This is a genomic window from Streptosporangium sp. NPDC000509, assembly GCF_042898365.1.
In the GTDB taxonomy this organism is placed as follows: domain Bacteria; phylum Actinomycetota; class Actinomycetes; order Streptosporangiales; family Streptosporangiaceae; genus Streptosporangium.
The window spans coordinates 67,501-90,869 of the sequence record NZ_JBIAYX010000011.1 but is presented as its reverse complement, the minus strand read 5'-3'; the positions used below and the strand labels follow the sequence as shown (position 1 = coordinate 90,869).

Below are 23,369 nucleotides of genomic sequence, written 5' to 3'. Positions count from 1 at the left end.
CCGAAGCCCGTCCTGAAGCCCTGAAGCCTGCCATGAATCGTTGTGAACCGACGTTAGCCGAGAGCGTGAGGCCCGTCAGTGCCGTGCGACCGCGAATGCCGAAGATCCCACGTGGCGGCCCCTTCCGGGGGTGCCCCGGCTCCCGGGCGGGGGAACCGGCCGATACCTTGTCTTGGAGCGATTCTCCCCACTGGGGAGACAAGCACTCACGTTGTCCCTCACGCAATCGTCAAGATCCGAAAGAGGGATGAGAGTGCCGGATCGGGCGTTGTGGACGTAGGCTCGATCCCGTGCCTCAAATCCCAGAGCCACGTACTCTGCGCGAGCTGCGCGCGAGCGGCCATATTCACCGTACGGTAAAGGCCGAGATCCGTGAGAATCTCCTGACCCGCCTGCGGGCAGGAGAGCCGCGGTTCCCCGGCATCGTGGGCTTCGACGACACCGTCCTGCCATACCTGGAGCGAGCGCTGCTCGCCGGACACGACCTGGTCCTGCTCGGTGAGCGGGGTCAGGGCAAGACCCGGCTGATCCGCACCGTGACCGGGCTCCTCGACGAATGGACCCCCGCCGTCGAGGGCTGCGAGATCAACGACCATCCCTACGAACCCTCGTGCGTCCGTTGCCGCCGCCTGGCCGACGAGATGGGCGAGGAGCTGCCGATCTCCTGGAAGCACCGGGACGAGCGGTACGGCGAGAAGCTCGCCACCCCCGACACCTCCGTCGGCGACCTGATCGGCGACATCGACCCCATCAAGATCGCCGAAGGGCGTACGCTCGGCGACCCGGAGACCGTCCACTACGGCCTGGTCCCCAGGAGCAACCGCGGGGTGTTCTCCGTCAACGAGCTGCCCGACCTGGCGGAGCGCATCCAGGTCTCGCTGCTCAACGTGCTGGAGGAGCGAGACATCCAGGTGAGGGGCTACAACCTGCGCCTGCCCCTGGACATCCTGCTGATCGCGAGCGCCAACCCCGAGGACTACACCAACCGCGGCCGGATCATCACCCCGCTGAAGGACCGCTTCGGCGCCGAGATCCGCACCCACTACCCGCTGTCGATCGAGAGCGAGCTGGTCCTGATCCGCCAGGAGGCCGCGCTCGACCAGGTGGGCGCCGACCTGCCCGACCACCTGATCGAGGTGATCGCCCGCTTCACCCGGCTGGTCCGCGAGTCCACCGCGGTGGACGCCCGTTCCGGGGTCTCGGCCCGCTTCTCCATCGCGGCCGCCGAGACCGCGGCCGCCTCCGCCGTACGGCGTGCGGCGCTGACCGGCGAGGATCACGCGGTGGCGAGGGTCGCCGACCTGCCGGGGATCGTGCACACGCTGCGCGGCAAGGTGGAGTTCGAGGTCAGCGAGGAGGGCCGGGAGACCGAGGTGCTCGCGCACCTGCTGCGCAGGGCGGTGGCCGAGACGTTCCGCGGCACGCTCGGCGGCAGCGACCTGAACCCGCTGCTGGAGAAGTTCTCCGAGGGCGTCCAGGTCGAGTCGGGCGTGGCGGTACCCGCGGGCGAGCTGCTGCGCAGGGTCGGCCCCGTTCCGGGCCTGGCAAAGATCATGTCCCAGCTCGGCATCGGCGACGAGTCCCCCGGGCACGCCGCCGCCGCGCTGGAATTCGCCATGGAGGGCCTCTACCTCCTGCGTCGGCTGTCCAAGGACGAGGTGGACGGCACGACGGTCTACCGCACCTGAGGTGTCCGCATGAGCTATCGCTATGGCGAATACCGGGACGGGCCCGACCCGCTCGCCCCGCCGTACGACGTCCGTTCCGCGCTGGACCGGATGGGTGACGCGATCCTGTCCGGCTCCAACCCGTCCCATGCCCTGCGCGACCTGCTCAAGGAGGGCCTGCCGGGCGCGCAGGATCGTCGTGGCCTTGAGGAGCTTCTCCGCGAGGTGCGAAGGCGGCGCCGTGAGCTGCGCGAGCGCGGCCGTATCGACGGCACGCTGGAGCGGGCCAGGGCGCTGCTGGACAAGGCGATCGGCCAGGAGCGGGCCGAGCTGTTCCCCGACCCCTCCGACGAGGCCCGGCTGCGCGAGGCGGAGCTGGCCGCTCTTCCCGACGACACGGCGAGCGCGATCCGGGAGCTGGGCGCCTACCGGTGGCGCTCGGCCGCCGCCGGGCAGACCTTCGAGGAGCTGCGCGACCTGCTGCGCAGGGAGGTGCTCGACAGCCAGTTCCGCGGCATGCGGCAGTCTCTGGCCAACCCCGACCCGGCCGCCATGGAGCGGGTCAGGGAGATGATGTCCGATCTGAACGACATGCTCGACCGGGATGCCCGGGGTGAGCACACCCAGGCCGACTTCGAGCAGTTCATGTCGAAATATGGGGACATGTTCCCGGAGTCGCCCCGGAACCTGGAGGAGTTGGTCGACACCCTGGCCCGGCGGGCGGCGGCCACCCAGCGCCTGCTCGCCTCCCTCACCCCGGCCCAACGCGAGGAGCTCGACCACCTGATCGAGCAGACCCTCCAGCAGGCCGGGCTGGACGAGCAGATGCGCCGCCTGGGCGAGTCCCTCCACGCCCGCCGCCCCGACCTGGCCTGGAACACCCCCGAGCGGCTGAGCGGCGACGAGCCGATGGGGATGTCCGACGCCGTGAGCGCGCTGGACGAGCTCGCCGACCTGACCCAGCTGGAGGCCGCGCTCCGCCAGGACTACCCCGGCGCCCGCCTGGACGACATCGACGAGGCGGCGATCCGGCGCGCCCTGGGCCGCTCCGCCGTCGACGACCTGGAGGCGCTCAGGCAGGTCGAGCGCGAGCTGGAGCAGCAGGGCTACCTCCTGCGCCGGCGCGGCAAGCTGGAGCTCACCCCCAAGGCCGTACGACGCCTGGGAGAGACCGCGCTGCGCCGCGTCTTCTCCTCCCTGGAGAGCGGGCGCCGCGGCGACCACGACCAGGTGGACGCGGGCTCTGCCGGTGAGCTCACCGGGTCCTCACGGCCCTGGCGGTTCGGCGACGAGCAGCCGATCGACGTGGTCCGTACCGTGATCAACGGGGTCCGGCGCGGCGGGGGCGGCGCGGTGACCCTGTCGGTCGACGACTTCGAGGTCGCCGAGACCGAGCGGCGCACGGCGGCCGCGGTGTGCCTGCTGGTCGACCTGTCCTACTCGATGGCGCTGCGCGGCACCTGGGCCGCCGCCAAGCAGACGGCGATGGCGCTGCAGGCGCTGGTGGCCTCGAAGTTCCCCCAGGACTCGGTGCAGATCATCGGCTTCTCCAACTACGCCAGGGTGCTGCAGCCCGACGAACTGGCGGGGCTGGAGTGGGACATGGTCCAGGGAACGAACCTGCACCACGCCCTGCTGATCGCCGGACGCCACCTGGACCGCCACCCCGACTTCGAGCCGGTCGTGCTCGTGGTCACCGACGGCGAACCCACCGCCCACCTGCGGCGCAACGGCTCGGCGGCCTTCGAGTGGCCACCGACCCAGGAGACGCTGGAGCTGACCCTCGCGGAGGTCGACAAGATGACCCGGCGCAGGGCGACGCTCAACGTCTTCATGCTCGCCGACGACGAGCGACTGAAGGAGTTCGTGAACGAGGTCGGACGACGCAACGGCGGCCGGGTCTTCTCCCCCGGCGCCGACCGCCTGGGCGAGTACGTCGTCAGCGACTTCCTGCGGGCCCGCCGCACCCGCTGAGACGGGCCCGGGGTGATTGGACTCCCGGCCCGAGGCGGACCAGGCGTTGACGTGTTCCTGTTCCTGCGGGCCCGCCGCACTCGCCGAGGCGGGCCCGGGTCGACGTGGGCTCACGGCCCGAGGCGGGCTCAGGCGTTGGCGTAGGCGGCGTATCCGTCGAGCGCCAGATCGAAGCCGTCGCGATAGTGGCGGTAGGAGCGGTAGCAGGGTCGCCATGCCGTGCTGTTGCCGACGCCCGCGCGGGCGTCGGCGATCGCGGAGGGGACCCGCTCAGGGGAGGGCAGCAGACCTCCGCCGAGATAGCGGGCGTCGGTGAGGACCGTGGGGGTGGCGGGGTCGCCGCTCGCGTAGCGGCCACGGCGCCAGCCGCTCTCCTCGTCCCAGACCAGCGCGTCGCCGCCGGTCAGGCGAATGGTGACGGTGCGCGGGTCGCAGGGACCCTGCCACCAGCTCTCGACCGCCTCGCCCAGCGCCTCGACGACGAGGCCGGCATAGCGGGACGGCTGGTCGCGCCACTCCTCGGTATACGGCTCAACATGTTTGACACCCACGGCGGGCACTCCCTTGTGCCGTCTTGCTCTGTCTGGTCGAACGCCCGTCCGGCACGACCACGGTTTCACCACCGCCGGTCTCATCACACGGTAACGAGCTCGCCCACGATCCTACTAACGCCGCGGACGTGCTCCGCGCGGAACGCGAAGATCGACAATCGCGTACCGTCAATTCCACCCCTCACCTCAACCGTGACCTTTTCGTGACAACCGCATCGATGTCCGCGCTGTCTACCCGATAAAGGAAGAACACCGTTGTGGAGGGGGAAGAAGTGAGCCCGATGCTCGCGGGAATTCTCGTGGTGCTGATGCTCATCGTCTGCGTCTGTTTCGAGGTGTGCATGGTGCCACACGCGCGTGAGGAGAACGCGATCTCGGATCGCAGTGCCTCGGACCATGAGCGCGATGACGACCGTCCGGGCAGGTACGACACCGTCGAAGGTGAACCGTCCCTGTCGTGAACGATGGCGACATCTCGGCCACGGAGCCGGCGAAAAGACGAAGGACGAGGAGCACGTCCGCCCACTCCGTGGGAAGACCCTTCAAACGATCATTAAGGAAGACCACGCCGTCGGATGACACCGTGCGAGCCGTACCCAGACGAGATCACCGGATACTAATGTCTGGCGCATGACAGACCACCTGCTGCTCTGGTTGCACATCGGTTTCGCGATCTTCGCCCTGGGGCCGATCACCGCCGCCACGATGTCGACTCCCAGATTCATCCGCGCCAAGAACGTCGATGTCCTGCGTTATCTCCACAAGACCACGCGCATCTACGGTTTCGCGTCCGTCGGTGTCTTCCTGTTCGGGGCGCTGCTGGGCCGCGAATTCCTTGGAAGGCCGTATCTGTCGGTATCCATGACGCTTTTCATCGTCGCCGCGGTGCTGCTGGTCATGGTGGAGCGGGACCAGCGCACCGCCATCCGGGTCCTCACCAATGAGAGCCCGGACGACGACGCCAAGGTGCAGGTCGGCCGGATCGCCGCCCTCTCCGGCGTGATCGTGCTGATCTGGATGGTCATCCTGGTGCTGATGGTCTGGGGAAGCCCGGCCTGAGCCCGCGTTTTCCCACCGCGCCCCCTTCCGGGCCACGGCCGCTTCCCGGCCGCGCCCGTTTCCGACCCGGTGGCCGCTGTCTGCCCGGCGCCGGTTCCCGGCCGGGCGCCCGTACCCGGTCCGGCGCTCGATCCCGGCCGGACGCCTGCTCTCGGCCCAGGATCCGGCTCCTGGACCGGCGCCCGATCCTAGCCCAGCGCCTGGCTGAGGTCGGCCAGCAGGTCGTCGATCGACTCGATGCCGACCGACAGGCGCACCAGGTCGCCGGGCACCTCCAGCGGCGAGCCCGCCACCGAGGCGTGGGTCATCAGACCGGGGTGCTCGATCAGCGACTCCACGCCGCCGAGCGACTCGCCCAGGGTGAACAGCTTGGTCCTGTTGCACAGCTCGACGGCCTCGGCCTCGCCTCCGGCCATCCGGAAGGAGACCATGCCGCCGAAACGCCTCATCTGCTTGGCCGCCACCTCGTGCCCCGGGTGGTCGGCCAGGCCCGGGTAGAGCACCGAGGACACCCGAGGATGGGCGAGCAGCAGGTCCACCACCCGTTCGGCGTTCTCGCAGTGGCGGTCCATCCGCACCCCGAGTGTCTTGAGACCGCGCAGCGTCAGCCAGGCGTCGAACGGCCCGGCCACCGCGCCCATCGCGTTCTGGTGGTAGGCGAGCTCCTCGCCCACTCCGGCGTCCCGCGCGACGAGCGCGCCGCCGACCACGTCTGAGTGACCGCCCACGTACTTGGTGGTGGAGTGCACGACGATGTCCGCGCCCAGCGCGATCGGCTGCTGCAGGTACGGGGAGGCGAAGGTGTTGTCCACCACCAGCAGCGCGCCGCACTCGGTCGCGAGCTGGGCGAGTGCCGCGATGTCGGCGATGCCGAGCAGCGGGTTGGTGGGCGTCTCCACCCAAATGATCTTGGTCTTCTGGGTCACGGCGGCCGCCACCGCCGTCAGGTCGCCCAGCGGCGCCGGGTCGTAGTGCAGCCCCCAGCGCTCGTGGACCTTCGCGAACAGACGGTAGGTGCCGCCGTAGGCGTCGTTCGGGATGATCACGTGATCGCCCGGCCTGCAGATCGCCCGGAGCACCGCGTCCTCGGCGGCCAGGCCCGAGGCGAAGGCCAGACCACGGCTGCCGCCCTCGACGGCGGCCATGGCCTCCTCCAGCGCGGTCCTGGTCGGGTTGGCGGACCGGCTGTACTCATATCCGGCGCGCAACCCGCCCACGCCGTCCTGCTTGTAGGTGGACACCGCGTAGATCGGCGGCACCACGGCCCCGGTGTAGGGGTCGGGTTCCTGACCTGCGTGGATGGCCAGCGTCTCGAATCCTTGGTTCATGAGGTCAACGTTACTCGCGGCGCAGGGTGCCCCAGAGCAGCGGAAAACGCCACCCAGGGAGCCTCCGGCCGCCTACTCCGCGCGCTCCCCGCCGATCCGCGAGAGCAGGACCGGGTCGGCGAGCGTCAAGGCCGCACCGACCACGAGCCCGGCGAGCAGGAGCACGATCCCGATGATGGTCATCTCTTTCCCCCTTCGACCTCTCAAGCATCGGCGACGAGTTCCCCGCGCCGCTTCCGCTGAACGACCGGTTCCCCGGGGAACGATTCGGCCGAACGGCCGATATGACCACTCCTCCGCGAGGCTTAGGCTCGGGGACCGTGGGAGAGACGAACCGGCTGATCTACTGGGTCAAAAGACTCAGCGAGATCGCTTTGATCGGTTGGCTCGTCCTGCTCCTGCTGATCGACGTGATGGTGGTCTCGGCCATCATGTCGTCGAGGGGCGGCCTCAACCCGGCGATGCTGCTGAGCCCCGTGTGCGGCCTGGTGGGCGTCGTGGCGGTGGCGCGACGCCGCCGCTGGCGGGTCGGCGGGCTCGTCACCCTGCTGACGGTGTCGTTCCTGTCGTCCCTGATCATCGGGATCACCGACGGCGACGGCAGTCCCGGCGTGGCCGAGATCGGGTCGCTGCTGGTCCTCACCGTCGGCGGGCTGCGCGCGATCGAGCCGGTGCGGCGGGCCGCGCTGTTCTCCCTGGCGACGATGATCGTGCTCGAAACCTCCTCCGTCCGCCTGAACTTCATGAGCGGGGAACCGGCGACGGCCTCGGGCTTCCTGCTCTTCGTCTGCTGGTCCTGCGCCGCCGGTATCGGCGCCTACCTCCGCTTCCAGCTGGAGCGCCGCAGGGAGGCCGTCGACACGGTACGGCGGTCCGAACGCCTGGAGCTGGCCAGGGAGCTGCACGACCTGGTCGCCCACCACATCACCGGGATCGTGGTGCAGGCCCAGGCCGCCAAGGTCGTCGCCGAGCAGAAACCCGAGGCCGTGGTCCCCTCCCTGGAGGCGATCGCGAACGCGGGGGCCGACGCGCTCACCTCGATGCGCCGCCTGGTCAGCGTGCTGCGCGCGGAGGACGGGGCCGCCCGCTCACCGGGCAGCACGCTCATGGACATGCGCACGATGGTCGAGCGTTTCTCCGCCGCGGGCCCCCAGGTCACCTTCGACATCGGCCAGGGCATCGCCGAGGGCACCGTCGCCCCGGAGGTGATGACCACCCTCCACCGGGTCCTTCAGGAGTCGTTGACCAACGTCCGCAGGCACGCCCCCGGCACCGACTGGGTCGAGGCGGACCTGAAGCTCACCGACGGCTCCGACCTGCGCGCCTGGGCCGAGAGCGTACGCGTGAAGACGGGGAACGACCAGGACCCGCGGGCCCGGCGTACCGCCTCCGCCCCGGCGGGCCCCCCGCCTCGCGAAGGCGCCTCACCCACCGGGGGCGCCGTGCGGCTGCGGGTGCGCAACTACGGCTCGTTGGCCGACGTCAGGGTCGCCCGCCTCGGCGGTGGGTTCGGCCTGGTGGGCATGGCCGAGCGCGTCGAGGCTCTCGGCGGCCGTCTGCTGGCCGGCCCCACCCGCTCCGGGGCCTGGGAGGTGACGGCGGAGTTTCCCCTCTGACCCCGCCCTCTCCTGAAGAACGGGCTAGTGGCTGGCGAGGAAGGCGAGCAGGTCCTGCCGGGTGATCAGGCCGACGGGCTTGCCGTCGTCGAGGACGACCGCGGCGTCGGCCTTCTCCAGTGCCTCGACGGCGATGGAGACCGGCTCCCCCGCGCCGATCGTCGGCAGCGGCTGCGACATGTGGGCGGCCAGCGGGTCGGTCGGCCGCACCCGGCCCCGGTACAGGGCGTCGAGCAGGTCGCGCTCCAGGATCGAGCCGACCACCTCGGCGGCCATGACCGGCGGCTCCTCCTTCATCACCGGAAGCTGCGACACCCCGTACTCGCGCATGATCGAGATGGCCGTGTCGACCGACTCGTGCGGGTGGGTGTGCACGAACTCCGGCATGCCGGAGCTCTTCTGGGTCAGCACGTCCCTGACCAGGCCCTCCTCGCTGGAGGTGGTGAGGAAGCCGTAGTCGGCCATCCACTCGTCGTTGAAGATCTTCGACAGGTAACCACGGCCGCCGTCGGGCAGCAGCACCACGATCACGTCGTCCGGTCCGGCCCGCTCGGCCACGCGCAGCGCCGCGACCGTCGCCATGCCGCAGGAGCCGCCCACCAGCAGCGCCTCCTCGCGGGCCAGGCGGCGGGTCATGGTGAAGGAGTCCTTGTCGGAGATCGCGATGACCTCGTCGCAGATCGTGGTGTCGTAGTTGGCCGGCCAGATGTCCTCGCCGACGCCCTCCACCAGGTACGGTCGCCCGGTGCCGCCGGAGTAGACGGAACCCTCGGGGTCGGCCCCGATGATCTTTACCCGGCCGCCGGAGACCTCCTTGAGGTAGCGGCCGGTGCCGCTGATCGTGCCCCCGGTGCCGACGCCCGCCACGAAGTGGGTGATCCTGCCCTCCGTCTGGTCCCAGATCTCCGGGCCGGTGGAGTGGTAGTGGCTCTCGGTGTTGCGCGGGTTGGAGTACTGGTCGGGCTTCCAGGCGTTCGGCGTCTCCCTGGCCAGCCGGTCGGAGACCGAGTAGTAGGAGTCGGGGTGGTCGGGGGAGACCGCCGTCGGGCAGACCACGACCTCGGCGCCGTAGGCGCGCAGAACCGAGATCTTGTCCTGGGCCACCTTGTCGGGCACCACGAACAGGCAGCGATATCCCCGCTGCTGGGCCACGATGGCGAGGCCGATCCCGGTGTTACCCGAGGTGGGCTCCACGATCGTGCCCCCGGGACGCAACTCTCCCGACTGCTCGGCGGCGTCGATCATCCGGACCGCGATGCGGTCCTTCACCGACCCTCCAGGGTTGAAATACTCCACCTTCGCCAGCACTTGGGCGGAAATGCCCTCTGTCACCTTGTTCAGTCGGACGAGAGGGGTGTTGCCCATCAGTTCGACAAGCGAGTCATGTACGCGCACCGGGATATCACCTCGAAATACCAAAGCTCGGTCGGCTTGTTGTCGTAATCGCCGCGATCCCCGTAGGGGTGGCAGGGACTCGGCTGTGTCACCAAAGGCAACGCTACCGCCCCGTACGGAGGGAGCGACGCCACGTGAGCTGGACACCGGGTACGGCGCGAGTCGCCCGCCGCGTCGCCGCGGCGGCCGCCCTGGGCGGAGGGGGCCTCACCGCGCTCGGCGCGGCGACCTACGGCCTGCTGCTGGCCGAGGCACTGGTGGCCCGCCGCACCGTCGGCCGCCCGCACGGCATGGAGGGACCGCCTTCGGACGGGGTGTACGGGGCCTTCGACGGCGAGCCCGTCAGGATGGTCATGCTCGGCGACTCCACCTCCGTCGGCCTGGGCACCTCGGAACCCGCGGAGACACCCGCCGTGCTGATCGCGAACGGGCTGGCCGTGATCGCCGAGCGGCCGGTTCGGCTCACCGTGACGGGCAGGTCGGGAGCGACCTCCGCGGAGCTGGGCGAGCAGGTGGACAAGGCGTTGAAGGCCAGGCCCGAGATCGCGGTCATCTTCATCGGGGCGAACGACGTCACCTCGCAGAGCAGGCCCGCCCACGCCGTACGGCACCTGCGCAAGGCGGTCGAACGGCTGCGGAAGGCGGGGGCGGAGGTGGTCGTGGGCACCTGCCCCGACCTGGGCACGGTCCGGCCGATCGCACAGCCTCTGCGCTGGGTGACGCGGCGATGGAGCCGCCAGCTCGCCGCCGCGCAGACCGTCGCCGTGGTCGAGGCGGGCGGGCGGACGGTGGCCTTCGCCGACCTGCTGGGGCCGGAGTTCGACACGAACCCCACGGAGATGTTCGGCCTTGATCGTTTTCACCCATCTACCCAAGGCTATCTCCAGATCGCTTACGCGGTGCTACCTTCCGTATGCAGTGCGTTGGAACTCTGGCCCGAGCCCCGGGTCCGGCGCACTGAGTCGATCTACCTCGCGGCGGCCAAGGCCGCGGAGGAGCCCGGCGCCGAGGTCTCCGCGACCCGTGTCGCCGGGCGAGCGACCGGACCTCACGGACGGTGGGTGACCATACTCGGCCGAAGGCCGTGGATGCGGCCCAACGACGCCTGAACACGGTCACCCTCCGCTGCGAAGCCGTAACGCCTCGCCCGCATTGGAGTGGAATACCCGTGATCCGGCCCCTCGCGAAACCGGCCCTGGTGCTCGCCGGAGCTTTGACCCTGGGCGGCTGCTCCGGCACTGAAGCGGCCACCCCCGACCATCCCACCTGGCACAACACCGAGGTGAACGCGGTCAGCCGCACCACCGCCGCCGGTGGCGTCGCCACGACGACCTCCATGAAGCCCGACGGCACGCTGGAGACGGTCGCCCTCGACCTCGCCACGGGCAGGAAGCTGTGGGCCCACCCCTCGACCATGGCGGGCCGCCTGCCGGGCATGGGGGTGCCCGCCCCCGCGATCGTCGAGACCTCCACCGGACAGACCGTCGCGGTGACGATCGACCCCGCCAGGCGGGGCCGGTGGAAGGCCACGCTCGTCGGCCTGGACGCCAGGACCGGGGCCCGCAGGTGGCGTCGCCCGGTGCACTCCACCTTCGGCCCGCAGCGGTGCGGGGCGTTCGTGTGCGTGTCCGAGAACACCGCGCTCGCGAGCGCCCGCGTCGTCGTCCTCGATCCGGCCACCGGCAAGGCCATGTGGAAGATCCCCGGCATCGCCGAGGCCGAGTGGTCCGACGCCTCGCGCGTGGTGTTCCTCCGTCTGGCCCGCCACCCCGTGCTGGAGGCGTACGACCTCAAGACCGGCAAGGCCGTCTGGCGGCTCCCCGTCGAGCAGCCCCTCGGCGCCGGAGTCGACCTGTCGGGAGGCTGGTCCTTCGGCGCGACGGCGGGAAACCTCGTCGGATACGTCGCCCCCTACACCAATCCGAAGACGAGCAAGGTCTCCGCCTTCGGCCTGTTCTCCGTCAAGCTCTCCGACGGCACGGTCAACTGGATGCGCCCGTCGGTGGTCCGCGTCTATCCCAGCGGCAGTCCCGGCTTCGCCCCGGTGGTCCGCCCGGTCGACCAGGAGGGCCGGTACGGCGGGTTCGCCAGACTGGAGGCGGGGAGCGGCCGGGTGCTCGGCCAGATCTCCGCCGACCAGGTGCCCGAGGCGGGCTGGTGGCTCGCCTTCCCGCCTCGCATGGAGAAGGTCGGCTTCCTGCGGCACGGCGAGCCGGGTAGCGCCTTCGACCTTCCCACCGCCCGCGCGGCCGACGTCAAGGACGAGCGCGCCTGGTCCTTCTGCGTGACCGATCCCAAGCCGCTCGCGCTCAAGGGCCAGAACCCCGGTTTCTACTCGGTGGCCTCGCTGTGCGAGTACAGGCTGGCCGACGGCAAGCGGGTGTCCGGCTCGGGCGCCCCGCCCCTCTGGTTCACCGGCAGTCAGAACGGCTGGCGGATGTGGCGCGACGAGAAGGGCGCTCTGCACGGGATCAGGGACGGCGACGGCACCTCCCCCGGCATGTACGGCTGACATCCGGGCGTCCACGGCCGTACCGCCGTCACTCGTCACCGACAGGGCGACTGGGCCCCTTCCTCCGGTCGGGAAGGGGCCTCGCGCTCCCCGTACAAAGTTCTGTTTCAACGCCCCTGGGCGCGGTTTTGGGCATACCGCGCGGTACGCTCCGCAGGAGGAGCAGACATCAACCCAGGAGAGCCACATGCCCGAGGCAGTCATCGTCGCGACCGCGCGCTCGCCCATCGGACGCGCCTTCAAGGGGTCCCTCAAGGACATCCGCCCCGACGACCTGACCGTACAGATCATCCAGGCCGCGCTCGCCAAGGTCCCCCAGCTCGACCCGACCACGATCGACGACCTCATGCTGGGCTGTGGCCTGCCGGGCGGCGAACAGGGCTTCAACATGGGTCGCGTGGTCGCCACCCTGCTCGGCCTGGACGGCGTGCCGGGCACCACCGTGACCCGCTACTGCTCGTCCTCGCTGCAGACCACCCGGATGGCCCTGCACGCGATCAGGGCGGGCGAGGGGGACGTGTTCGTCTCCGCGGGCGTGGAGTGCGTCTCCCGCTTCGCCAAGGGCAGCTCGGACTCGCTGCCCGACACGACGAACCCGCTCTTCCTCGACGCCCAGGCCCGCACGGCGAGTGCCGCGGAGGGCGGCAGGGGAGTCTGGCACGACCCGCGCGAGGACGGCCTGATGCCCGACGTCTACGTGGCGATGGGCCAGACGGCGGAGAACCTCGCCGGGCTGAAGGGCGTCTCCCGGCAGGAGCAGGACGAGTTCGGTGTCCGCTCCCAGAACCTGGCGGAGAAGGCCATCGCCAACGGCTTCTGGGAGAAGGACATCACCCCGGTCACCCTGCCCGACGGGACCGTGGTGAGCAAGGACGACGGCCCTCGGGCGGGGACCACCTACGAGGCGGTCTCCCAGCTCAAGCCGGTCTTCCGGCCCGACGGCACGGTCACCGCGGGCAACTGCTGCCCGCTGAACGACGGCGCCGCCGCCGTGATCGTGATGAGCGACACCCGGGCCGCCGAACTCGGCATCACCCCGCTCGCCCGGATCGTCTCCACCGGGGTGACCGGCCTGTCCCCCGAGATCATGGGCCTGGGCCCGGTCGAGGCCTCGAAGCAGGCCCTGGCCAGGGCGGGCATGGCCATCGGCGACGTGGACCTCGTCGAGATCAACGAGGCGTTCGCCGCCCAGGTCATCCCGTCCTACCAGGACCTGGGGATCGACATCGACCGGCTCAACGTCAACGGCGGCGCCATCGCGGTCGGGCACCCCTTCGGGATGACCGGCGCCCGCATCACCTCCACGCTGATCAACAGCCTCGCCTTCCACGACAGGTCGATCGGCCTGGAGACCATGTGCGTCGGCGGCGGCCAGGGCATGGCGATGGTCCTGGAACGCCTCAGCTGAACCGGGCCGGGCGCGGTGTCGTCGGGCACCGCGTACCGGGGAGATCTCCCGACGCGGGCCACCCCGGTCAGGCGAGCGCGCGGCCGGGGTGTGTCCCGGGACGCGGTCAGCCGTGCACGTCGGGGCCGGCTCGGGTGATCGCGATCCTCAGGATCACCCGCCGCTCCCGCTCCATCGCGGCCCGGTAGTCGTCCCAGTCCGGGTGCTCGCCGGAGATGTCACGGTAATAGCCGACCAGGAGATCCATCGCCTCGGGCAGGGAGACGATCTCCGCGACGCCGTCGATCTGGATCCACTCGCCGAAGAAGGCGTCGGTCGTCACGCAGAGCGAGACCTGCGGATTCCTGCGGAGGTTGCGTACCTTCGCCGCCGTCTCCCTGGTGCTGACGATCGCGTTCCCCTCCGCGTCGAGCCCCACGGTGACCGGGGAGAGTTGCGGGCGGCCGTCGGCGTGCGAGGTCAGCATGACCGCTCGGTGGTTGGCGCGGATGAACCCGCGCGCCTTGTCATGATCCATGACTCCATCATGACCCACGCCGAAGCCCGCACCACCGAAGCGGCGCGGGCTTCACGGAGATAGACGGCTTACAGGTGGCGGGTACGGCGGTGCCGCTCGTGCTCGTGCACGATGGCCGCGGCGTAGCCGTGGGTCAGCCCGTGCTCGTTGGCGAGCCAGGTGGCCCGCTCGTCACAGCGAAGGAACGACGGGCCGTTGTCGATGGCTTGAAACCACTCTGGGAGTGCACGTCCGGTGATGTCCGGAACCCTGGCGATCAGCTTGCTCTGCGTCTCCATCGAGTGGTTCAACGACATGGGCACCTCCACGGATAGGCTCCTTTGCTCGACAGTGCATCACGAAAGCCCAGATGGCAAGCCCTGAGATGCTCTCTTCCTTCGTGGTTCGTCCATCCCCCTTTGCCTTCCGTTCACTCGTCCGTCGCCGGAAAAAACGAGAGGGCCCCGCCGGAACGCGTCCGGCGGGGCCCTCTCCGTGCTGTCGTCAGTCGCTACTCGAGAAGTAGCTCAGCAGGCGCAGGATCTCCAGGTAGATCCAGACCAGGGTGACGGTGAGGCCGAAGGCCATCAGCCACGAGTACTTCTCCGGAGCTCCGTTCCGCACGCCCTGCTCGACCTGGTCGAAGTCGAGGAGGAGGAAGAAGCAGCCGATGAGGATCGCGGCGATGCTGAACACGTAGGCCAGCGGGCCGCCCGACCGGATGCCGATGCCGTCCTCGATGAAGAACCCGGCGACCAGGTTGATGAGCATGAGACCCATCAGGCCCAGCCCGGCGGCCACGACGAACTTGGTGAACTTGGGCGTCACGCGGATGATGCGCAGCGAGTAAACGGTCAGCATGGCGGCGAAGGCCAGAGCCGTACCGACCACCGCCTGGAAGACGATGCCGCTGTACAGATCGTTGTAGACGTGGCTGATCACACCGACGGCGACACCGTAGGCGACCGAGTAGCCGAGGATCAGAACGGGGTTGGTGCTGGACTTGAACGAGATGACCAGGGCGAGGATCAGGCCGACGATGACACCGGCGATCGCCGCGACCATGCCGAGGTTGAGCACCCAGGCGACCGCCGCCGAGACGACAAGCGTGCCAAGCGTGATGAAACCACGCACGACCACGTCGTCAATCGTCATCGTCCGCTGTGCGGGCGGCGCGTATGACGGCGTGTTGTACATGCCCTGAAGCTGGTCAGGGGTGGGGGTCGGCATGCCCCAACCTTGCTGCTGGCCCTTGGCCTGCCGACTGAATACGGGGTTCTTGCTCTCCATCGCTGCCTCCACGCTGCGACCTACGCGATCAGCGTATTAGATCGGTTGTCACACGGCCGTATCGTGCTGATATCCATGTTGTCCAGGCGACCGTACGGCTACCGCCGATGGTGCCAACGAACAGGTGGCGCCTTCGGTTCCCGGGCCTCACATCTGTCTTGCCGCTCGCTCGTCGAAGAGCCGCTGCGACGCCTCGACCTCTTCGAGATTGCGGCGCGCCCACTCGCAGATGCCGGTCACGGCCACCGACAGGTCGCGCCCCATCCTGGTGAGCACGTACTCCACCGTGGGCGGCGAGGTCGGGTAGACGTTGCGCTCGACGATGCCGTCACGCTCCAGGGCCCGTAGCGTCCGGGTCAGCATGCGCTGGTTGATCCCCTCGATCCGCGCCTTGAGCCGGGAGAAGCGCTGGGCCTCGTGCCCCAGCGCCGCGATCACCAGCAGGGACCACTTGTCCCCGATATGACCGATCAACTGCCGGGCGACCCCGTTCGCCCCCAGCACGGACTCCAGGTTCGCCTCGCTACTCATGGTTACTATTTTATACCAGGGATACATCGAATCCCGGCCCTCCGCACTCTACGGAGAATGATCACAGTTATGTAACTCCAAAAGTTTTGCGAGCACATTTGGGAGGGGTACTCCCGACCGTTCGGCACGGGTCGCACGGAGCCGGATAACACGAAAAGACCCGCGACCACGTTTTCACTGGTCGCGGGCCTTGTTCCGCAGATCATCATGAGTGCCCCCGGAGGGACTCGAACCCTCACTCGAACCCTTTTAAGGGGTGGGTCAAGTCAGGATCTACGACGCTCCGACCTAGTGCTTAGTCCAATCCAGGGAGCTTGAGGACAGGATCTGTGGACGTATTGATGATGATCAAGCTCTGATGGAGCCAGCTTGCCAAGGGCTGGGCCACTGGAGGATCGCGATGATCTGAGATATCTGGTTTGCGGTTAGGTAACGAAGCACACTCTGACCTGTTGGCATGGTCTACAGATGACGACATGGCCGGTTGGTGGCGTACATTTTTGATCGTTTTGATGGCTGCACTGGGGACAGTGGTGGCCGCCGCGTTGGACGGTAAGGCATTGGGGGCGATGCTAGGGGCAGTGATCGGTGGGCTGTGCGGAGCGTTCGCTCCAACGCTACTAGAACGTCACCGCGCACATACTGAGGCTGTTGAAGCCCTGAAGAAGACGGCGGAGCCGTCGCCAGATGGACATGGGCCAGCGTCGTTGTTGCATCCGTCGCGGGGTGTGGTGCCATTCACTGGCAGAGAGCGGGAGTTGGCGGAGCTAAAGGCATGGTGTGCTGACGCCAATGCCGAACGGTTACGGTTAGTGACTGGCCCAGGTGGAGTCGGCAAGTCCCGACTAGCGATACAACTGGCTGAAGAATTAGGGAGCAGTTGGGGGATGCTGCAGGTCGCCGATGACACCGAAGCAGAGGCGCTGGCACGGTGGCGAGCGGTGACTGATGAGCAGGTGTTACTAGTGGTGGATTATGCCGAAACCCGGACAGGACTGGCGGCGCTGCTACGTGAGGTTGCCAATGATGACGGGCGCCGGGTACGGGTACTGCTGCTGGCGCGCACGGCAGGGGAATGGTGGCGGCAGTTGGGCGCGGAGTCAGCGCGGGTACGGCAGATGGTGACAGCTGCTGGGGCTATGGAAATAGAGCTGGCAGAAGGAGTCCAGGCAGGCACGTCTGATCAGGAAATCGTGGCTACAGCAGTGCCTTATTTCGCCGCTGCACTGAAAGTGCAGCGGCCTGCAAGGTTTGAGGCAGTGCTAGGTGATGGGCCACAACGGATCTTGGACTTACACGCGGCGGCGCTGGTGGCGGTGTTGAGGTCAACGCGACCAGGTGTGGGCGAGGTTGTGGTGCGGGTGGATGAGGTGTTGGAGGAGGTTTTGGGGCATGAGCGGCGTTTTTGGATACAGAGCGCCCGCGCCCAAGGACTGATGGACGGCCTTTTCGGATTGAGCGAGGAGACGGTTAGACAGACCGTAGCGGTCAGCACGCTGCTGGGGGCAAAGGACCGGGCGCAAGCTGTAGAGGTAGTGGGCCGAGTACCTGACGGGATGGCGTCAGTGCGGGTGGCCGATTGGTTAAGAGAGTTATATCCACCAGATGAGGACCGAGAGTGGTTGGGGCGATTGCGGCCGGACCGCCTAGCGGAGCTGCACATCACTCGGGAGTTCAGTAGGTCTGCGGAATTACTGGAGGCATGTCTGGACGAACTGGATGCGCAGCAGGGGCGGAGGGCGCTGGTGACGCTGGCACGAGCGGCGCAGGAACTGGAGGCCGCTGGTGAGATGCTGCAAAAGTTGTTGCCGTCGGTCGCTGGCGAGGTGGGATCGGTCCCGGCACCGCGTGAAACCCTGCTGGCGTTGTACGAGGCGCTGCCTCGCCCCTCCCTGATGTTGGCTGACGCGCATGTCCTACTTGCGCGGCGATTACTCGACAGTGTTCCGGCTGATGCAGATGTCGCGGAACAGGCACGTTGGTTAGCAGCTCTTGGGATGCATTTAGCCGAGGTGAGGCGTCTGACTGAGGCGCTACCGGTAGCTGAGGAGGCCGTGGCCATCTACCGGGAGCTGGCCAAGACTAACTCGGAGTACCGCCCCGCCCTAGCCGAGGCGCTCGCCAGCTTGGGTGGTCACCTTTGGGAGTTGGGGCGTCCCACTGAGGCGCTATCGCAAGTTGAGGAAACCGTGGCCATCTACCAGGAGCTGGCCAAGACCAACTCGGAGCACCGCCCCGCCCTAGCCCGCTCGCTAAGCAACCTCAGCCTGACATTCGCGGAGTTGGAGCGCCTGACTGGGGCACTGGCAATAGCTGAGGAGGCTGTAGCCATCTACCGGAAACTAGCCGAGACCTACCCCGACCGCCACGACCACTATCTGGCTGGCGCGCTCGGCAATCTCGGTAGCCGGTTGTCAGATCTGAAGCGTCCAGTTGAGGCACTACCAGTAATTGAAGAGTCCGTGGCCATCTACCGGAAACTAGCCGAGACCTACCCCGACCGCCACCGCCCTAGCCTGGCCGGCAACCTGAGCAACCTTGCCAGCCAGTTGTCAAGTCTGGAGCGTCCAGTTGAGGCACTATCGGTAACTGAGGAGGCTGTGGCCATCTACCGGAAACTAGCCGAGACCTACCCCGACCGCCACCGCCCCGAGATGGCTCTCTTGCTGAACAACCTCGGCATCTGGCTGTCAGATCTGGAGCGTCCAGTTGAGGCACTATCGGCAACTGAGGAGGCTGTGGCCATCTACCGGAAACTAGCCGAGACCTACCCCGACCGCCACCGCCCTACCCTGGCTGGCGCGCTAGGCAATCTCGGCATCCGGTTGTCGGGCCAGGGTCGTCCAGTTGAGGCACTATCGGCAACTGAGGAGGCTGTGGCCATCTACCGGAAACTAGCCGAGACCTACCCCGACCGCCACCGCCCTATCCTGGCCCGCTTGCTGAACAACCTCGGAAACCGACTGTCAGATCTGGAACGTCCAGTTGAGGCACTATCAGCAACTGAGGAGGCTGTGGCCATCTACCGGAAACTAGCCGAGACCTACCCCGACCGCCACCGCCCCGAGATGGTTGGCACACTGAACAACCTCGCGCTGATGTTCTTGAAGTTGGACCGGCCCGACGAAGCGGCCCGAATCCTGAATGAAGTCAAAGACATCAAGGGTGACTGACGGAAAAGCTTGCCACTCCTAGCCTGAGGTGGTGACTAAAGCGCGTATTGTCAGCTTCTCGCTCGTCACAGCAGCCTGATCCACTCGGTCGCCTCCCAGCTGATGTTGTCCCCAGTGTCCTAGCCTTAGAGCGATGTCTCGCCAAGGGAGCACGATGAGTCAGGGGAATGACCGGCCCGTCTACGCCCGTATAGCAGATGATCTGCGTGCCCAGATCCAGAGTGGCGACCTTCCTGCTGGTGGCATGTTGCCATCCGAGGCTTCGCTTGTGCGCTCCTATGGCGTTGCACGCGGGACCGTACGGCAAGCTCTTGCCGAGCTGGAGAGTCTCGGAGTGGTGGCGAGCGAGATGGGCAAGGGCCGGCGAGTCGTAGGGGAAACAGCTGGCGGGCGTGGCCCCATTGCGGCGCGATACGAGGCCATAGCCCAGTCTCTTCGCGGACAGATAGAAGGTGGGTCGCTTGGTCAGGGGCAGCGTCTTCCCAGCGAGGAAGCTCTAGCCGATCAGTTCGCCGTATCGAAGGGCACCGTACGGCAAGCACTTCAGGTGTTGGCAGGTGAAGGGGTGATCACGGCGGTTCACGGAAAAGGATGGTTCGTGGGCAATGCGCAGACACCCCTGACCCGAGCTGATGAGATTGCCCACCTGATCCGCGAACAGATCGTTTCCGGCGGCATCCCGGTGGGCGCCCCTCTCCCCGGAGAAAACCAGCTCGCCCAGCGGTACGAGGTTGCGCGCGGCACCGTGAGACGCGCGATTGCGACCCTAGAGGCAGAGGGCCATGTTGAGAGCAGGCGCGGACAGGGACGGATCGTCACCAAGCACACAACTCAACCTGATGGCAGCGAAGCAACCGCAACCCCAGCGAAGAGGCTCCCCACGTGACAACAGCCGATCCGGCCGCCCTCCCCTTCACCGTCACCGAAGCAAGCAAGACACTGAGCGAGGCATGCCGTAGGACCGGGCTACAGAGCGAAGAAGCACGACTGATCCGCCTTGGCGAAAACGCCATCTTCGACCTTCCGGCCGAGAAGGTGATCGTCCGAATCGCTCGAAGCGCCGAGGTGCTCGCCGACGCGACCAAAGAGGTTGCCGTTGCGAAGTGGCTACGCGATTCGGGACTGCCCGCCGCCGAACCCACCGATCACGAACAGCCGATCATAGTTCGCGATCGACCTGTCACCTTCTGGCAGTTCATTAATGACAGCGGAGAAAAAGCAACCACAGGTGACCTCGCTCGTATCCTTCGGCAACTTCACCACCTTCCCGTTCCCCCGGATCTTCCCTTACCTAAGTTCGATATCTTCGGAAGAGTGACAGAGCGTATAACCAAAGCCGATACACTGCGCGATGAGGATCAAGAATTTCTCATTAAGCGGTTGTTCGACTTACGAGAGCAGCACAAAAACCTTCATTACCCACTTGAGTTCTGCGCTGTCCATGGTGACGCCCACCAGCAAAACCTAATAAAGTCGACTGACGGCGGAATATTCCTCATCGACTTCGAGCGGTTTGCCTTCGGCCCTCCCGAATCCGATCTAGCTGTAACCGCAACAGAGCATCTTATTGGCTGGCATACTCCCGATGACTATTCGAGCTTTGCAAAGTCGTACGGGTTCGATGTCATGGAGTGGGAGGGCTTCACAGTTCTACGATCAATCAACGAACTCAAAATGACAACCTGGCTTATGCAAAACGTCAATGAGAGCGACAAGATCGCTCGCGAATTCCAGATACGCCTGTCATCTCTTCATAATGACGACACACCTCGTGGATGGAGCCCGTTCTAGACCTTGAGGGATGGATACTTCCGAGAGACCAGCTCACGAAATGCCGTTACTTCACTGTCGGTTCGGAATGGTTCAAGCTCTGCACACAGGTCGGAAACGTATCGAAGGTAGCGCCCCGATTTCAGGGAGCCCGCAAGCTCTATCGCCTGCTTAGCCAGTGCGACCGCTTGGCCCGGCTCTCCTTGATGAATGTACGTCGCCGCTTCAACGAACCTGATGAACGCCAAGGTCCTGACGTAGACAGGATCAGTAAGTTCCAGGCAACGCCCAACGAACTCTTGCGCCACACGGGCGTTTCGCAAGTCACGGAAGCAGTGGGCACCCTCACCCGCTAACTCAGCGTCATCAAAATAGCTGATCCACTCGGGATCATCGAAGATGTTTCGTCCTTCAAAGAGCTTTTCAGCCTCACGCAGAGCCCGCGAGCACGATGGGTCATGACCACTACCCGCGTGCGCCCTGGCTTCCATCGCAAGAAAACTGGCCATTGTGGTGGCGCTCGCGACTCCCTTAGAACCCTCCTGGGCCGCACGCGCCAGCTGCACTGCTTGACTAAAATTTCCTAGGTAATTCGCCTGGTGGCTCATGTTGCCCAAGATTCTCCCGCCCATCATGCGGTCATCGGCAGCTTGAGCGAGGCGCAGAGCTTGAATCAGATATCGCTGAGCAAGCCCATGACGGCCTATGTCGTACGCGGTCCAACCAAGGAGCTGGGCGACCTCAGCAGCAGCGGAGAACAGCATCCGACCAACCGGCTCCGTGAACTTTCCTTCCAGAAGAGGGCCGACCTCGCGAACGTAATATTGAGCTAAAGACGCGCGAGCATGACCACCCCCGTACTGAAAATCCAGCTTCATGAAAAGTTGGGTAGTCGTGCGGATTGCGGCTACGTCAGACTCCCCTACTGACGCCTGCGCGCCAGCTCTTACGGGCAAAGGTTCTGCTCTGGACAGCAACCATGTAAGAAGCGGCTGAACCCAGGCCGTAGGAACAATGGAAGCTTCCAAAGCAAGTGGATCGTCTGCCAAATCTCTCCGGGTGATGCCAAGGAGCCGAGAAACGGCATCCGGAACATCATCTGAGTACTCAAGTCCTCGCTCAAGCGTTGCAGGCGTGACAACACCCGCCATCCCGATGTCTTCGAGAGAGAACCGAACCGCGGCCTTACGACTGAGCGCCTCTGCAATGAAGCCGGCGGTCGACGAGCGAGGTTGGACACCATCAAGCCACCGCTTGACGTCCACATGCGTGCATCGGAGTATGACGCCTTCTTCTTGGGCGACGAGTCGAACGCGCTCCGCGAGCCTCTTGTTCGAGCAATCAGCCCTGCGCATGGCATCAGCCAAGCCGAGATTAGGCACGCGAGACATTGCCACCTCCGTCATTGCCGACAAAGTCAGCATGACTCAGGTCAAAGCCACTAGACCACCTATTTGCCCAAAATCCTCCGGGCTTATTTCCCTGGTCAAGCCCGCAATCACCCCCTAAAAGCACCCCCCGAGCACCCAGGCACCCCCGCAATCACCCTGCCCGCCCCTCTTGAGCATGAGGTTCTCTGGTCTCAGCAAGAGCCGACGAGCCACACGGCGGGACCTCCCCAGAAAACAGGATCCCCAAGTCTTGACTCTTGGCAACTGTACATGTTCTATATCTCACAGGACCTGTCTAGCAGGCCCGTAGACCCGAGAGGGAGTCCGCTCGATGATTCCGACCCCGAAGCCCCGCCGCTTTCTCCCCGTCCTGCTCGTGATCGTGGCCCTGTTCTTCATCGTTCGGGAGCCCACCCACGCCGCTCAGTTCGCGACGAGCGCCTTCACCGGCCTGATGACGGTCACCGACTCGCTGGTGACCTTCGCCGGCGCCCTCGGCTGATCCGCCCAAACGAGAGGGAGCGGCCCCCATCCGCCAAGACATGGGCCGCTCCCGAACTCCCCGAAAAGGAGCACCACCATCATGACCCACCAGTCCATCAGGAAGAGGACCGCCAGCGGTTCTCCCTGGTTGCCGCCCGGCACCGCGAGCACCTGGGTATGCCGCTGCGGCGGCATCAACCCGCGCACCTCGACCACGTGCCGGAGGTGCCGGCGATGACCTCCCTGTCCACGCTGCGCCGCGCCTACCTCGCCCAGAAGGCGCACCGCAAGGCGTTGCGGGTGGCGATGTTCGCCGCCGGACCGGCCTGCGACGACACCACCGCCGACCTGTTCACCACCCCCGACGTCTTCGAGCCCGAGCCGGAGACGGCACGGCGGGAGCGGGAAGCCGCGGCCAAGCGGATCTGCGCCACCTGCCCGGCTCGCTCGCAGTGCCTGGCCTACGCCCTGTTCACCCGCCCCGCCGAGGGCGTGTGGGCGGCACTGACCGCCGAGGAGATCCGCGCCCTGTCCCTGTACCGCCGCTCCCCGTCCGGCAACGGACAGGAGGTGGCCTAAAGATGGCCCGCTTCGTCTGCCTGGACTGCCGGTCCCGCTCGGCCAGCGCCATCGGCTGCCGCCGCTGCGGCACCACCACCGGCCGTCAGGTCCAGCGCTGTCCCGTTCACGGCGCCCGCTGCCGGGCTGCCTGCCGACTGTGCCGC

At 66.8% G+C, this 23,369-nt stretch carries 21 protein-coding genes and 1 tRNA gene; 13 read left to right on the top strand and 9 right to left on the bottom strand.

What is annotated here, in order from left to right; all coding sequences use genetic code 11:
* Positions 1-290: 290 nt before the first annotated feature.
* Both ACFY3D_RS21145 and ACFY3D_RS21140 read left to right on the top strand, forming a co-directional pair.
* The gene (locus ACFY3D_RS21145) at positions 291-1,688 is read left to right on the top strand and encodes a sigma 54-interacting transcriptional regulator (RefSeq protein WP_389981579.1); all 1,398 of its coding nucleotides are present in this window, start codon (positions 291-293) and stop codon (positions 1,686-1,688) included.
* Between the two features lie 9 nt (positions 1,689-1,697).
* Complete coding sequence (locus ACFY3D_RS21140; protein ID WP_350949981.1) at positions 1,698-3,641, top strand: hypothetical protein; 1,944 nt, start codon at positions 1,698-1,700, stop codon at positions 3,639-3,641.
* A gap of 128 nt (positions 3,642-3,769) precedes the next feature.
* Here ACFY3D_RS21140 and ACFY3D_RS21135 read toward each other — a convergent pair whose 3' ends face one another.
* Entirely contained in the window at positions 3,770-4,192 is a 423-nt protein-coding gene (locus ACFY3D_RS21135; protein WP_389981577.1) for a DUF6292 family protein, read from the bottom strand.
* A gap of 272 nt (positions 4,193-4,464) precedes the next feature.
* Here ACFY3D_RS21135 and ACFY3D_RS21130 point away from each other — a divergent pair, with 272 nt between their 5' ends.
* On the top strand, positions 4,465-4,653 hold the full coding sequence (locus ACFY3D_RS21130; protein ID WP_389981575.1) for a hypothetical protein: 189 nt from the start codon (positions 4,465-4,467) through the stop codon (positions 4,651-4,653).
* 169 nt (positions 4,654-4,822) lie between these two features.
* A complete protein-coding gene (locus tag ACFY3D_RS21125) occupies positions 4,823-5,251 on the top strand; it encodes a hypothetical protein (RefSeq protein ID WP_389981573.1) in 429 nt (142 codons plus the stop codon).
* A gap of 188 nt (positions 5,252-5,439) precedes the next feature.
* On the opposite strand, the gene ACFY3D_RS21120 is transcribed toward ACFY3D_RS21125, so the two are convergent.
* Positions 5,440-6,579: a cystathionine gamma-synthase gene (locus tag ACFY3D_RS21120; RefSeq protein WP_350949985.1), complete on the bottom strand. Its 1,140-nt coding sequence runs from the start codon at positions 6,577-6,579 to the stop codon at positions 5,440-5,442.
* A gap of 320 nt (positions 6,580-6,899) precedes the next feature.
* Between ACFY3D_RS21120 and ACFY3D_RS21115 the strand changes: the two genes are divergently transcribed.
* Positions 6,900-8,195 (top strand): histidine kinase, encoded by a 1,296-nt coding sequence (locus tag ACFY3D_RS21115; protein WP_362898860.1) that lies wholly within the window; start codon positions 6,900-6,902, stop codon positions 8,193-8,195.
* A 24-nt stretch (positions 8,196-8,219) separates the two neighbouring features.
* Here ACFY3D_RS21115 and ACFY3D_RS21110 read toward each other — a convergent pair whose 3' ends face one another.
* Complete coding sequence (locus ACFY3D_RS21110) at positions 8,220-9,590, bottom strand: cystathionine beta-synthase (RefSeq protein WP_389981571.1); 1,371 nt, start codon at positions 9,588-9,590, stop codon at positions 8,220-8,222.
* Positions 9,591-9,724: 134 nt separating this feature from the next.
* On the opposite strand from ACFY3D_RS21110, the gene ACFY3D_RS21105 reads away from it, so the two are divergent.
* The 3 genes from ACFY3D_RS21105 (at position 9,725) to ACFY3D_RS21095 (ending at position 13,510) form a co-directional block, all read left to right on the top strand.
* Positions 9,725-10,699: an SGNH/GDSL hydrolase family protein gene (locus ACFY3D_RS21105; RefSeq protein ID WP_350949988.1), complete on the top strand. Its 975-nt coding sequence runs from the start codon at positions 9,725-9,727 to the stop codon at positions 10,697-10,699.
* Positions 10,700-10,758: 59 nt separating this feature from the next.
* The gene (locus tag ACFY3D_RS21100; protein ID WP_389981569.1) at positions 10,759-12,102 is read left to right on the top strand and encodes a PQQ-binding-like beta-propeller repeat protein; all 1,344 of its coding nucleotides are present in this window, start codon (positions 10,759-10,761) and stop codon (positions 12,100-12,102) included.
* 187 nt (positions 12,103-12,289) lie between these two features.
* On the top strand, positions 12,290-13,510 hold the full coding sequence (locus ACFY3D_RS21095; protein ID WP_389981567.1) for an acetyl-CoA C-acetyltransferase: 1,221 nt from the start codon (positions 12,290-12,292) through the stop codon (positions 13,508-13,510).
* A 106-nt stretch (positions 13,511-13,616) separates the two neighbouring features.
* On the opposite strand, the gene ACFY3D_RS21090 is transcribed toward ACFY3D_RS21095, so the two are convergent.
* The 5 genes from ACFY3D_RS21090 to ACFY3D_RS21070 form a co-directional block, all read right to left on the bottom strand.
* Positions 13,617-14,027, bottom strand: a complete 411-nt coding sequence (locus tag ACFY3D_RS21090; RefSeq protein ID WP_350949991.1) for a PPOX class F420-dependent oxidoreductase — start codon at positions 14,025-14,027, stop codon at positions 13,617-13,619.
* Between the two features lie 68 nt (positions 14,028-14,095).
* Positions 14,096-14,323, bottom strand: coding sequence for a DUF4287 domain-containing protein (locus ACFY3D_RS21085; RefSeq protein WP_350950018.1), 228 nt, complete (start codon positions 14,321-14,323; stop codon positions 14,096-14,098).
* A 187-nt stretch (positions 14,324-14,510) separates the two neighbouring features.
* Positions 14,511-15,296: a Bax inhibitor-1/YccA family protein gene (locus ACFY3D_RS21080; RefSeq protein ID WP_389981565.1), complete on the bottom strand. Its 786-nt coding sequence runs from the start codon at positions 15,294-15,296 to the stop codon at positions 14,511-14,513.
* 147 nt (positions 15,297-15,443) lie between these two features.
* Entirely contained in the window at positions 15,444-15,827 is a 384-nt protein-coding gene (locus tag ACFY3D_RS21075; protein WP_362509416.1) for a helix-turn-helix domain-containing protein, read from the bottom strand.
* Positions 15,828-16,039: 212 nt separating this feature from the next.
* Positions 16,040-16,141: transfer RNA gene (locus ACFY3D_RS21070), tRNA-OTHER, on the bottom strand.
* 573 nt (positions 16,142-16,714) lie between these two features.
* Here ACFY3D_RS21070 and ACFY3D_RS21065 point away from each other — a divergent pair.
* From ACFY3D_RS21065 to ACFY3D_RS21055, 3 genes are all read left to right on the top strand, one after another.
* Positions 16,715-19,000: a tetratricopeptide repeat protein gene (locus ACFY3D_RS21065; protein ID WP_389981563.1), complete on the top strand. Its 2,286-nt coding sequence runs from the start codon at positions 16,715-16,717 to the stop codon at positions 18,998-19,000.
* A 154-nt stretch (positions 19,001-19,154) separates the two neighbouring features.
* A complete protein-coding gene (locus ACFY3D_RS21060; protein ID WP_389981561.1) occupies positions 19,155-19,886 on the top strand; it encodes a GntR family transcriptional regulator in 732 nt (243 codons plus the stop codon).
* Entirely contained in the window at positions 19,883-20,791 is a 909-nt protein-coding gene (locus tag ACFY3D_RS21055; protein WP_389981559.1) for a phosphotransferase family protein, read from the top strand. Before ACFY3D_RS21060 ends, ACFY3D_RS21055 begins: the two co-directional genes overlap by 4 nt.
* Here the strand turns inward: ACFY3D_RS21055 and ACFY3D_RS21050 are convergent.
* A complete protein-coding gene (locus tag ACFY3D_RS21050) occupies positions 20,788-22,194 on the bottom strand; it encodes a hypothetical protein (RefSeq protein ID WP_389981557.1) in 1,407 nt (468 codons plus the stop codon). The two genes, ACFY3D_RS21055 and ACFY3D_RS21050, sit on opposite strands and share 4 nt — an antisense overlap.
* A 298-nt stretch (positions 22,195-22,492) precedes the next feature.
* Here ACFY3D_RS21050 and ACFY3D_RS21045 point away from each other — a divergent pair, with 298 nt between their 5' ends.
* Together ACFY3D_RS21045 and ACFY3D_RS21040 are read left to right on the top strand one after the other, a co-directional pair.
* Complete coding sequence (locus ACFY3D_RS21045; protein ID WP_389981555.1) at positions 22,493-22,663, top strand: hypothetical protein; 171 nt, start codon at positions 22,493-22,495, stop codon at positions 22,661-22,663.
* A 215-nt stretch (positions 22,664-22,878) separates the two neighbouring features.
* A complete protein-coding gene (locus tag ACFY3D_RS21040; protein WP_389981553.1) occupies positions 22,879-23,223 on the top strand; it encodes a WhiB family transcriptional regulator in 345 nt (114 codons plus the stop codon).
* The last annotated feature ends 146 nt before the right edge of the window (positions 23,224-23,369 follow it).